Here is an 11332-nt window from a genome sequence, read left to right as displayed (position 1 = left end):
CGCGTAGGAAACTTCACAAGATACTGTTCGCGGCGGTCGAGGTCGGCCGCCGCGAACAGCCGATCAGATGCGAAAGCGCCCCACCAGGGTTTGCAAGTAGATGCCCAGGCGCGCCAGTTCGGCGCTGGACGCGGCAGTCTCCTCACTGGCCGAAGAAGTCTGTTCCGATACATCTCGCACATTCAACACACTGCGGTTGATCTCTTCCGCCACGGCGCTTTGTTGTTCGGCAGCGGTGGCGATCTGCGAGTTCATCGCCTGGATGGTCGAGACCGTGCGGGTGATGTTGCCCAGTGCGTTGCCGGCGCGGCGGGTCAATTCGACACTGCTGTCGGTGAGGCTGCGGCTGTTGTCCATGATGGTCGCCACCTGCTGGGTGCCGCTTTGCAGGCCGACGATCAGTTCCTCGATCTCTTCGGTGGACTTTTGGGTGCGTTGGGCCAGGCTGCGCACTTCATCGGCCACCACTGCGAAGCCGCGCCCGGCTTCACCGGCCCGTGCCGCCTCGATGGCAGCGTTGAGGGCCAGCAGGTTGGTTTGCTGGGCCACAGACTTGATCACATCAAGCACGCTGCCGATCTTGTCACTTTCGCGTTGCAGATCGCCCATGGCGACCGTGGAGTTGCCCACCTCGGTGGCCAGGCGTTCGATCTGGGCGATGGCTTCGCCGACGACCTTGTCGCCCTCACGGGCCTGCTGGTCGGCGGCTACAGCCGCTTCGGAAGCTTCCTCGGCGTTGCGCGCCACTTCTTGCACCGTCGCTGCCATTTCGTTCATAGCGGTGGCCACTTGGTCGGTCTCGACCTTCTGGCTGTTCACGCCAGCGCTGGTTTGCTCGGTCACGGCCGACAATTGCTCGGCAGCGCTGGCGATCTGGGTCACGCCGTCGCTGATGCCGCCGATCAGTTCGCGCAGGCCCACACTCATGCTCTGCATCGCACGTTGCAGTTGGCCCAATTCGTCCTGGCGAGTCGAGTTGAGGTTGTGGCTCAGGTCACCTGAGGCAACGCGCTCTGCGACCTTGAGGGTTTGGTTCAGCGGAATAGTGATCTGACGGGTGATGGCCCAGGCGGCGACCATGCCGAAGATCAGGGCTAGTGCAGTGGCTAGCAGCAGCAGTTGTTTGGCCTGCGCGGCATCTGTGTCTCGCACCGCGGTTTGCGAGGTGGTGAGTTTGTTGCTGTGACCCAGCAAGATATCGCCTTGTTCGGTCGCGATTTTCAGGGCAGCGGTGTTTGCTACTTGAGAGTCACGGTACTGGCTGACAGCCGCACGGTACGCTTGCAGCGAAGTGCTGGCCTCTTGCAGGTTGGTCTGGAACTGCGCCGGCAGTTGGCCTTCGAGTTCGGTGATCTTTTTCAGGGCATTGTCGATGGCATCCAGCGCGGGCTGCTCGGCCTCGACTTTGCCGCTGTAGGTGTAGCCGCGAACCTGGAAGCGTGCTTGCTGGATCAGCTTGCTCAGGTCGACCACGCTGTTGAATTGGCTGACGCTGTCACCTTGCAGGAGGCTTTTTTCGATGTCGTTGGTCTTGGCCACGGCGTTGTCGGCCGTGTCGCCGAGCTTGCTGCGTGCACCTTCGCGTTTGAGACCGGCCTGGACCATCGCGGCGAACGCTTTTTTGTACTGGTTCAAAGCGTCCTGTTGCTGTTCTACCAGGGCCTTGTCGTCAGGTTGTTCGATCAGGTCTGCGGCAGTTTTCAGGCCGTTGTCCAGTTGGGTAATCAGATCGTTGACGGCGCTCGTGCCTTGTTCACCTCGGCGCATTTCGAAGTCCAGGCGTGCCAGGCGCAAGTCCTTGGTCAGCCCGTTGAGGCTGGAGATAAAGCCCAGTTTGTCACCACGGCTGATCACGTCACCCAGGCCGGTCCAACCGGTGAAGGTGATCATGAGCGTGAGCAGCAAGACCAGGCCAAAACCTATGCCCAGCTTGGATTTGACGCTGACATTTCCCAGCTTTTCGGCTAACCAACGATACATGCTGCAATCTCCCCTGGAACAAGGCTTGGTCTTATTCAGAGCGTATCGGCATGTGTCAGCAATTCTGTAGGAAATGGGGTGTTTGTAGTGAGCGGGCTTGGCCCGCGCTGCGGTGTGTCAGGTACATGTGGGGTGCCTGGTAAATCGAAGCGCGGGGCAAGCCCGCTCACTACAAAGGGCATTGTGGCTAGAAGAGCCGGGCGAGCAGGGCGGTGACGGCAGTTTCGACCCGCAGGATGCGTGCGCCGAGCTGTACAGGCTGCATGCCAGCCTTGGTCAGTAGATCGACCTCGTAGGGAATCCAGCCGCCCTCGGGGCCAATCGCCAGGGTCACCGGCTCATCCAACCCACGTGGGCACGGCGGGTAATCGCCGGGGTGGCCGATCAAGCCCAGGGTGCCGTCAACCATTCTCGGCAGCCGGTCTTCGACGAACGGCTTGAAGCGTTTCTCGATGATGATCTCGGGCAATACCGTGTCCCGCGCCTGTTCCAGGCCAAGGATCAGTTGCTCGCGAATCGCCTCGGGCTCCAGGAATGGGGTTTGCCAGAAGCTCTTCTCGACCCGGTAGCTATTGACCAGTACCACCTTGGGTACGCCCATGGCTGCTACGGTTTGCAGCACCCGGCGCAGCATTTTCGGGCGGGGCAGGGCCAGCAGCAGGGTCAGGGGCAGTTTGGTCGGCGGTGGCTGGTCGAAGCTCACTTGAAGTTCGGCTTCGCCGGCCTCCAGGCGCAGCAGTTGGGCATTGCCCATCAGCCCACCGATGCGCCCGACGCGCAGGCTGTCGCCTACGGCGGCGCGGTGGACTTCCTGCATATGCACCAAGCGGCGATCACGCAGCACCACCCGGTCGGCCGCGATAAAGTCGGCCTCCTCCAGCAGCAGCAGGTTCACGGCTGGGTCGCTGGCGGTTGATCGTCTTCGGGTTGGTCGTCCGGATGGTCGCCGCGCTTGCTGATCAAGCCGCTGAACAGGATGCCGATCTCAAACAGCATCCACATCGGCACAGCCAGCAGGGTCTGCGAGAAGATGTCTGGCGGCGTCAGGATCATGCCGACCACGAAGCAGCCGATGATCACGTACGGGCGGATCTTCTTCAGGTACTTCACGTCGACCACGCCGATCCACACCAGCAGCACCACGGCCACCGGAATTTCGAAGGCCACGCCAAAGGCAAAGAACAGCGTCATCACGAAGTCGAGGTAGCTGGTGATGTCGGTCATCATTTCCACGCCGGCCGGGGTAGCAGCGGCGAAGAACTTGAAGATCAGCGGGAACACCAGGAAGTAGGCGAACGCCATGCCGGTGTAGAACAGCAAGATGCTCGACACCAGCAACGGCACCGCGATGCGCTTTTCATGCTTGTACAGGCCCGGCGCGATAAAGCCCCAGATCTGGTGCAGGATCACCGGGATCGCCAGGAACAGCGAGACCATCATGGTCAGCTTCAACGGCGTGAGGAACGGCGATGACACATCGGTGGCGATCATCGTCGCACCGGCTGGCAGGTACTGGCGCAGGGGTGTCGAGACGAAGGTGTAGATCTGCTGGGTAAAGGCGAACAGCCCGGCAAAGATGATGAAGATGGCCGCTACACAACGCAGCAGGCGGGTGCGCAACTCGGTGAGGTGCGAGACCAGCGGCATATGCTGGTCGTTTTCCGGTTTATCAGCGCTCATGGGGCTCGCGGCGGCAATGTAGGGTCATGGGGAGCGGGCGACGCAACGGGCGCCGGCGCAGGCTCGGTGGGAGCAGGCGGTGCCACGGGGGCGGTGTCAGACGCTGGCGCGATGCTGTTTTCGGGCACAGGTTCCACCGGCTTGGCGGGCTCCTGTACCGGCGACAGAATCTTGCGTGCCTCTTGCTCCAACGACAGGATATGTTCGTTGTGCAATTGCCGACGGATCTCGTCAGCGCCGATTTCCCGTTCAACTTCCTGTTTGATGGCGTTGAAACTGCGTTTCAGGCGCCCGATCCACAGGCCGGCCGTGCGTGCGGCACCGGGCAGGCGTTCCGGCCCCAGCACCAGCAGGGCCACGAGGCCGACGAGCAGCAGTTCAGAGAAGCTGATACCAAACATTAGTCAGTGCTCACGAGTCTTTGCGGGTCGGCTCTTCGACTTTCTCAGCCTGCACGTCGAAGGTGCGACGCTCGGTGATCGGCTGGGTGGCCTGCGGGTGTACAGGCTGCGCTGGCGGAACCGGGTTTGCGACAGGGTCAGCCGGCTTTTCGTCGTCGTTCATGGCCTTGCGAAAGCCCTTGATCGACTCGCCTACGTCAGTGCCCAGGTTCTTGAGTTTCTTGGTGCCGAATACCAGTACCACCACCACCAGAATGACGATCCAGTGTTTCCAGTCAAAAATGCCCATGCTGCAATTCCTCTGTGAAAGTTAGTCAGGCGGACGGGCGCGAGGCCTTTTCGGCATGCCCGGACAAGCCGAAGCGACGGTCCAGTTCATCCAGCACTGCCTGCGGATGCTGCCCCAGTTGGGCGAGCATGACCAGGCTGTGGAACCACAAATCGGCGGTTTCGTAGATCACGTCGCTGCAGTCGCCGCTGATCTGCGCGTCCTTGGCGGCGATGATCGTCTCGACGGATTCTTCGCCGAGTTTTTCCAGGATCTTGTTCAGGCCCTTGTGGTACAGGCTGGCGACATAGGAGCTGTCGGCGTCCGCGCCTTTGCGGTCTTCCAGCACCTGGGCCACACGGTTCAGGGTATCGCTCATGTTCAGTGTCCTGCCGAATAGATGGCGTGCGGGTCTTTGAGCACCGGCTCGACGGTCTTCCACTCGCCATTCTCGAATACGCGATAGAAGCAGCTGTGACGGCCGGTGTGGCAGGCGATGTTGCCGATCTGCTCAACCATCAGGATGACCACGTCGGCGTCGCAGTCGATGCGCATCTCGTGCAGGGTCTGCACGTGCCCGGACTCTTCGCCCTTGCGCCATAGTTTGCCACGCGAGCGTGACCAGTAGATGGCGCGCTGCTCAGTGGCAGTAAGGCTCAGGGCCTCGCGATTCATCCAGGCCATCATCAGCACGCGCCCGGTCTTGTAGTCCTGGGCAATGGCCGGCACCAGGCCGTCACTGTCCCACTTGATTTCGTCCAGCCAGTCTTTCATGTTCGGCTCCGGCAATTTGCGACAGTGTATAACCGGATTGGCTATCGACGCACGATCAGATAAACACCCACGGCGACCATGATGCCGGCCGGCCAGTGGCCCAACTCATTCAGCGGCCCGCCGATGGCGAGTACCACGCCACCGACCAGGTGCGCGGCGCCCAGCAGGCGCAAGAACCAGTCGTCCTTACGCTTTTGCCATGGTGGCGCGGGGTCCTTGGCGTGGGGCTGGGACATGCGTTCCAGCAGGTCACGGGTCATATTGGCCAGGTGCGGCAGCTGTTCCATCTGGCTGTGCAGGTTGCCCAGCACGGTCTTCGGACTCATGCGCTCGCGCATCCAGCGCTCGAGGAATGGTTGTGCGGTGTTCCACAGGTCCAGGTCCGGGTACAGCTGACGGCCCAGGCCTTCAATGTTCAGCAAGGTTTTTTGCAGCAGGACCAGCTGCGGCTGCACTTCCATATTGAAGCGACGCGCCGTTTGGAACAGGCGCATCAGTACCTGGCCAAAGGAAATGTCTTTCAGTGGTTTTTCGAAAATCGGTTCGCACACGGTACGAATCGCCGCTTCGAATTCGTTGAGCTTGGTTTCCGCCGGCACCCAGCCCGAATCGATGTGCAACTGCGCCACGCGACGGTAATCGCGCTTGAAGAACGCAAACAGGTTGCGGGCCAGATAGTCCTGGTCTTCCGGGGTCAGGCTGCCGACGATGCCGCAGTCGATCGCGATGTACTGCGGGCTCCACGGGTTGACGGTGCTGACGAAGATGTTGCCAGGGTGCATGTCGGCGTGGAAGAAGCTGTCGCGGAACACCTGGGTGAAGAAGATCTCTACACCACGCTCGGCGAGCATCTTCATGTCGGTACGCTGGTCGGCCAGGGTGGCGAGGTCGGTGACCTGCACGCCGTAGATGCGCTCCATCACCAGCACTTTGGGGCGGCACCAGTCCCAATACACTTGCGGCACGTACAACAACGGCGAGCCTTCGAAATTGCGCTTGAGCTGGCTGGCGTTGGCTGCTTCACGCAGCAGGTCGAGTTCGTCGTAGATGGTTTTTTCGTAGTCGGCGACCACGTCCACCGGGTGCAGCAGACGCGCATCGGCGCTGAAACGCTCGGCAGCGCGGGCGAGGATGAACAGCCATGCCAGGTCTTGGCCGATGATCGGCTTGAGGCCGGGGCGAATCACCTTCACCACCACTTCTTCGCCGGTCTTAAGCTGTGCCGCGTGTACCTGTGCGACCGAGGCCGAGGCTAGCGGGTCAACGTCGAAACGGCTGAACACGTCGCTGATCTTTTGGCCCAACTGCTCTTCGATGAGCTTCATCGACTGCTGCGAGTCAAACGGCGGCACGCGGTCCTGCAACAGCATCAACTCGTCTGCGATGTCCTCAGGCAGCAGGTCGCGACGGGTCGAGAGGATCTGCCCGAACTTGATGAAGATCGGTCCCAGGTCCTGCAACGCCAGACGTAGTCGTGCGCCACGGCTCAGCTCCAGCTTCTTGCGCGGGAACCAGCGCCACGGCAGCACGTAACGTACCGCCAGCAGGAACCACGGCAACGGGAGGGCGAACAGCAGGTCATCGAGTTGATAGCGGATTACGACGCGCTGGATACGAAACAAACGTCGGACGGCGAGCAGCTTCATGCGTTATCGCTTGGATCAAGGGAACGGCTCAGGCGCTCGAAGCGTGCCTCAAGGCGTTCCAGGTCGATTTTGGCCTTGTCGAGTTCACGAAAGCGCGCTTGCGCCTCTCGTTGCCCGACCAGGGTGCGCGATTCTTCGCTCAGGTATTCGGCAAGGTTCTGGTTGAGGCTGGCGAACCCTTGCTGGTACCAGCGTTTACGGCTGCGTAGGTGCCCGCTGATCAACTGGGTGGGCACCGGGCCGATCCAGCGTGACAGCTCGTATTCCCAATCCAGTTCCAGGTCTTGCAGCACCGCGGCCAGGTCCATCAGCACTGAACTGTCGCCTTCCAGCTCCACTTCGGCGCTGTGCAGGATCGCAGTCTTGTTGCGGCTCAGGGCCAGGTGCAGCAGGCTCGATGCCGGCGCACGCAGGGTACAGTCGGCCTCGGCTGCCCACTCGCTGGCGAGCAGCAGGCCTTCATCGCTGGGCAGGATAAACAGCTGCAAGGTAGGGCTCGTGCAATCCACGGCAATGATCTTGCCGTTCAGGTGCCCAAGCCGCGCCAGGGCGGTGCTGTCCAGGCGAAGTACACGGTTGAGGCCATGTTCGACGCTGGCGAGAAGGCCGGCGAGCAGCATCAGGGCTTGATACCACGGTGCAGGGCGACGATGCCGGACGTCATGTTGTGGTAGGTCACGCGGTCGAAACCGGCTTCCACCATCATCGACTTCAGGGTTTCCTGGTCGGGGTGCATGCGGATCGATTCGGCCAGGTAGCGGTAGCTCTCGGCGTCATTGGTGATCAACTTGCCCATCAATGGCATGAAGGCGAAGGAGTAGGTGTCGTAGACCTTGGACATGATGGCGTTGGTCGGCTTGGAAAATTCCAGCACCAACAGGCGGCCACCCGGCTTGAGTACGCGCAGCATCGAGCGGATCGCGTCTTCCTTGTGGGTGACGTTGCGCAGGCCGAAGGCGATGGTCACGCAGTCGAAATGGTTGTCGGGGAACGGCAGCTTTTCAGCGTCGGCCTGGACGAATTCGATATTGCCGGCCACGCCTTTATCCAGCAGGCGGTCGCGGCCGACCTTGAGCATCGAACCGTTGATGTCCGCCAGCACCACTTGGCCGGTCGGGCCAACGAGCTTGGAGAATTTGGCCGCCAGGTCGCCCGTGCCGCCGGCGATGTCCAGCACGCGGTTGCCGGTACGTACGCCCGACAACTCGATGGTGAAACGCTTCCACAGGCGGTGCATGCCGCCGGAAAGCACGTCATTCATCAAGTCGTACTTGGCGGCAACGGAGTGGAACACCTCAGCGACTTTTTCCGCCTTTTGGCTTTCCGGGACGTTCTTGAAGCCGAAGTGAGTGGTGGGTTCGGCATTGCTGCCTTTGCGCTGATCAGTCATATCGCTGTCACCAAAAGAGAATGCGGGACATGATAATCCCCAAGGCTTGCTTTGTCTTGGCAAGGCTCATTTGTAGTGAGCGGGCTTGCCCCGCGCTGGGCTGCGAAGCGGTCCTAATTCGGCAGGCGCATTCTTCCAGGAAGAACCGCGTTGCCTGGTTTTGGGGCGGCTTCGCAGTCCAGCGCGGGGCAAGCCCGCTCACTACAAGGTATAGAATGACGGCCACCGAGACCTTTTGCCGCATAGAAGGTATCCATACAGCTATAAAGAGGAGTCATTGCAATGGCCCGTATTACCGTTGAGCGTGCACATTCCCTGGGTAAAGACGGCGCGCGGGCGAAGGCCGACAAGTTGGCGCAAAAACTTCAGGAGCAATATGGCCTGGAGCCGTCGTGGTCCGGCGATACCTTGAACCTCAAGCGTTCGGGAGTTAAAGGCACGGTACTAGTGGCCGATGATTCACTGCGCATTGATGTGGAACTGGGGCTGTTGATGTCAGCCATGAGTGGCACCATCAAGTCCGAAATCGAGAAAGCCTTGGACAAAGCGTTGGCTTGATCGTGGTGTTCTAGGGTGCCGATTCTAATTTTTCCTCCTACTTTGTGCCCACGCCCTCAACTCCTGTGGGCCGTTCCTCCCCCCTTTTTTGCGTGAGGTGCACCATGGCCAAAGTTATCTTGAAGAAAAAAATCGACGCCCAAACCAGTGCTTTGAGCGACGTTAAATCCTACGCCCGCAAGATTTGGCTGGCGGGTCTTGGTGCCTACGCCAAGGTCGGAAGCGAGGGCAGCGAGTACTTCAAAGAGCTGGTTAGAACTGGTCAACATATTGAAAGTAAAGGCAAAAAAGTTGCAGTTGAACAACTTGAGGCCGCCAACAGTCAGATTGACCAAGTAAAGAGTAATGTCTCCTCCGTCAAAGGTCTGGTAGAAGTTCAGCTGGATAAAGTTGAAAAAGCTTTTGATACTCGTGTTGCAAGTGCCTTGAATCGAATCGGCATTGCGTCTAAACATGACGTGGAGACACTCTCTGCTAAGCTCGAAGAGCTGACGGCATTGCTCGAACGTGTCGCGCGTAAACACTAAGGAGACATCGGGATGGCTGTTAAAAAGACTACTCAGAAAGAAGGCAGCTCGTGGGTCGGGGAAGTTGAAAAATATTCCCGTAAGATCTGGCTGGCTGGTTTAGGCGTGTACTCGAAGGTTAGCAGTGACGGCGGCAAATACTTCGAGACTTTGGTCAAGGACGGCGAGAAGGCCGAGAAATTGACCAAAAGCACCGTCGGTAAAAAAGTTGAAGCGGCCAAGGCAACTGCCGGCTCCGCCAAGTCGAGCGTTTCTGACGCCTGGGGCAAGTTGGAAGAAACGTTCGACAAGCGCCTCAACAGTGCCATTTCGCGACTGGGCGTGCCTAGCAAAGCCGAACTGAAGACGCTGCACAGCAAGGTCGACACCCTGACCAAGCAAATCGAAAAACTCACCGGCGCCAAAGTGGCGCCGGTAAAAGCCGCAGCGGCCAAACCGGCTGCCAAGCCTGCCGCTAAAACCGCTGCTGCAAAACCCGCCGCTAAAACTGCAGTCAAGCCATTGGTAAAAGCTGCCGCCAAGCCGGCTGCAAAACCGGCGGCCAAGGCCCCAGCAAAAGCCGCTGCCAAGCCTGTGGCAAAAGCCGCCGCTTCCAAACCGGCCGCCAAGCCTGCTGCTAAACCTGTGGCCGCTAAGGCGGCTGCCAAGCCCGCGGCGAAACCTGCGGCCAAAGCAGCAGCCAAGCCTGCGGCTAAAACCGCAGCGGCCAAACCTGCTGCTGCCAAGCCAGCCGCCGCGAAACCGGCCGCCAAGCCGGCAGCGGTTAAGCCTGCGGCAAAACCTGCCGTGGCGAAAAAACCAGCGGTGGCCAAAAAGCCTGCGGCGGCCAAGCCCGCTGTTGCTGCCAAGCCAGCCACTTCGGCACCCAGCGTTTCGACAGCCAACTCGGTGTCCGCGCCTACCCCTGCCGCCACTGCGACTGCAACGCCGGTAACGCCGATGCCGTCCAGTCAGTCCTGACTGTTTCAGGGCACAAAAAATGCCCGGCCTGTAGAGGCTGGGCATTTTTTTGTGCTCGCAATCATCCCGTCAGTTGTAGGTAATGGAAACGGTAACCGCACTGGCCAGGGTACCTTGGGTGATGGCTGAACCCGTTTTGTAGTACGCCGCTGTCAGCGGCAGGATTGCTTTGCTGCTGCTCGTCGCAATTGTCCGACTGCGCTGGGGGACGCTGCCGTTCGCGGGGATGGTGGAGTGGCCGGTCCCAGTCCGGTCTGCAAGCCACAAGCCTATACCTTGAGAGGTTCCTGTATTTGAAAACAGCGCGCCATTTCCGTTAGAGGCTGTACCGGTGAACAGGAAAATCACGTTGCGAATGTCTGATTCGCAGTCGGCAGTGATATTGAAGTCGTGAGCTCCGGCGTAAACTGTCGACGCTAAGTCTGAAATCTTGATTGTCGGCAATGTAATGGTGCGGTTCACGTCGCCAGCCGCCAAGTTGCACGTGCCCGCGTTGACCTGGCCAACAAAGCGCAATGTGCCAGTGGTCGCCGCTTGGGCGGCCGTGCTGGCCAGGCCTGCTGTGATTGCGAACAGGAAGGGAAGATGTCGAAATTTCATCAGGCGCTCCTTCTAGTTGTAAGTAATAGAGACCGTCACGGCACTGGCCAGGGTGCCTTGGCTTACCGCAACATCGGTTTTGTGGTAGGCCGCTCTGAGCGCAAGTATTGCCTTGTTGCCGCTTGTAGCTACTGTTCGGCTTCGCTGGGCGGGTGTGCCGTTGGCAGGGATGGTTAGAAGGTTTGGTAACCGAGACGTCAACCAAAGGGCTGTGCCACCGGAGGTTCCTGTGTTGGAAAACAGCAGGCCGTTGCCGGAAGACGCAGTACCGGTGAACAGGAAAATCACATTTCGCAGGTCCGACTCACAGTCGGCAGATATCTCGAAATCAAAACTCCCCGCGAACGGGCTCGTATCGAGATCTGGGACCTTGATCGTTGGCAATGTAATGGTGCGATTCTCATCGCCAGCCGCCAGGTTGCACGTGCCCGCGTTGACCGTGCCGGCAAATTGCAAATTGCCTGTGGTCGCCGCTTGGGCAGCCGTGCCGGCCATGCCTGCCGTGATGGCCAGTATTAAAGGGAGGTGTCGCAGTTTCATCAGGGTTT

At 59.9% G+C, this 11332-nt stretch carries 15 protein-coding genes and 1 pseudogene; 3 read left to right on the top strand and 13 right to left on the bottom strand.

The window, feature by feature from the left end:
- Positions 1–63: 63 nt before the first annotated feature.
- The 11 genes and pseudogenes from HF257_RS33535 to ubiE all read right to left on the bottom strand — a co-directional run bounded on the left by HF257_RS33535 (position 64) and on the right by ubiE (position 8139).
- Positions 64–777 (bottom strand): methyl-accepting chemotaxis protein, encoded by a 714-nt coding sequence (locus HF257_RS33535; protein ID WP_408635611.1) that lies wholly within the window; start codon positions 775–777, stop codon positions 64–66.
- Between the two features lie 144 nt (positions 778–921).
- Positions 922–1890, bottom strand: a pseudogene (locus HF257_RS33530) (methyl-accepting chemotaxis protein); the annotation flags it as partial.
- Positions 1891–2167: 277 nt separating this feature from the next.
- Positions 2168–2875 carry a 16S rRNA (uracil(1498)-N(3))-methyltransferase gene (locus HF257_RS05190; RefSeq protein ID WP_185704799.1) on the bottom strand — a complete coding sequence of 236 codons (708 nt, stop codon included), beginning with the start codon at positions 2873–2875 and terminating at the stop codon, positions 2168–2170.
- The gene (gene tatC / locus HF257_RS05185; protein ID WP_105695032.1) at positions 2872–3660 is read right to left on the bottom strand and encodes a twin-arginine translocase subunit TatC; all 789 of its coding nucleotides are present in this window, start codon (positions 3658–3660) and stop codon (positions 2872–2874) included. The genes HF257_RS05190 and tatC overlap by 4 nt, the downstream gene beginning before the upstream one ends.
- Positions 3657–4061 carry a Sec-independent protein translocase protein TatB gene (gene tatB, locus HF257_RS05180; RefSeq protein ID WP_185704801.1) on the bottom strand — a complete coding sequence of 135 codons (405 nt, stop codon included), beginning with the start codon at positions 4059–4061 and terminating at the stop codon, positions 3657–3659. Before tatB ends, tatC begins: the two co-directional genes overlap by 4 nt.
- Positions 4062–4071: 10 nt before the next feature.
- On the bottom strand, positions 4072–4350 hold the full coding sequence (locus tag HF257_RS05175) for a twin-arginine translocase TatA/TatE family subunit (protein WP_065875744.1): 279 nt from the start codon (positions 4348–4350) through the stop codon (positions 4072–4074).
- 25 nt (positions 4351–4375) lie between these two features.
- On the bottom strand, positions 4376–4708 hold the full coding sequence (locus HF257_RS05170; protein ID WP_003209299.1) for a phosphoribosyl-ATP diphosphatase: 333 nt from the start codon (positions 4706–4708) through the stop codon (positions 4376–4378).
- Between the two features lie 2 nt (positions 4709–4710).
- Positions 4711–5103 (bottom strand): phosphoribosyl-AMP cyclohydrolase, encoded by a 393-nt coding sequence (gene hisI / locus HF257_RS05165; protein WP_185704803.1) that lies wholly within the window; start codon positions 5101–5103, stop codon positions 4711–4713.
- A 41-nt stretch (positions 5104–5144) separates the two neighbouring features.
- On the bottom strand, positions 5145–6749 hold the full coding sequence (gene ubiB, locus HF257_RS05160) for a ubiquinone biosynthesis regulatory protein kinase UbiB (RefSeq protein ID WP_185704805.1): 1605 nt from the start codon (positions 6747–6749) through the stop codon (positions 5145–5147).
- The gene (locus HF257_RS05155; protein ID WP_185704807.1) at positions 6746–7369 is read right to left on the bottom strand and encodes a ubiquinone biosynthesis accessory factor UbiJ; all 624 of its coding nucleotides are present in this window, start codon (positions 7367–7369) and stop codon (positions 6746–6748) included. The genes ubiB and HF257_RS05155 overlap by 4 nt, the downstream gene beginning before the upstream one ends.
- Positions 7369–8139: a bifunctional demethylmenaquinone methyltransferase/2-methoxy-6-polyprenyl-1,4-benzoquinol methylase UbiE gene (gene ubiE, locus HF257_RS05150; protein WP_185704809.1), complete on the bottom strand. Its 771-nt coding sequence runs from the start codon at positions 8137–8139 to the stop codon at positions 7369–7371. Before ubiE ends, HF257_RS05155 begins: the two co-directional genes overlap by 1 nt.
- Before the next feature lie 282 nt (positions 8140–8421).
- Here ubiE and HF257_RS05145 point away from each other — a divergent pair, with 282 nt between their 5' ends.
- The 3 genes from HF257_RS05145 (at position 8422) to HF257_RS05135 (ending at position 10184) form a co-directional block, all read left to right on the top strand.
- Complete coding sequence (locus HF257_RS05145) at positions 8422–8697, top strand: polyhydroxyalkanoic acid system family protein (RefSeq protein WP_185704811.1); 276 nt, start codon at positions 8422–8424, stop codon at positions 8695–8697.
- A 104-nt stretch (positions 8698–8801) separates the two neighbouring features.
- Complete coding sequence (locus HF257_RS05140) at positions 8802–9224, top strand: phasin family protein (RefSeq protein WP_185704813.1); 423 nt, start codon at positions 8802–8804, stop codon at positions 9222–9224.
- 12 nt (positions 9225–9236) lie between these two features.
- Entirely contained in the window at positions 9237–10184 is a 948-nt protein-coding gene (locus HF257_RS05135; protein ID WP_185704815.1) for a phasin family protein, read from the top strand.
- Between the two features lie 69 nt (positions 10185–10253).
- Here HF257_RS05135 and HF257_RS05130 read toward each other — a convergent pair whose 3' ends face one another.
- Together HF257_RS05130 and HF257_RS05125 are read right to left on the bottom strand one after the other, a co-directional pair.
- A complete protein-coding gene (locus HF257_RS05130; protein WP_185704817.1) occupies positions 10254–10784 on the bottom strand; it encodes a fimbrial protein in 531 nt (176 codons plus the stop codon).
- Between the two features lie 12 nt (positions 10785–10796).
- Entirely contained in the window at positions 10797–11324 is a 528-nt protein-coding gene (locus tag HF257_RS05125; RefSeq protein ID WP_185704819.1) for a fimbrial protein, read from the bottom strand.
- Between the last annotated feature and the right edge of the window lie 8 nt (positions 11325–11332).

Source organism: Pseudomonas cremoris (assembly GCF_014230465.1).
Note: the sequence above shows the minus strand (reverse complement) of the source record. Positions and strands in the feature narration are given on the sequence as shown.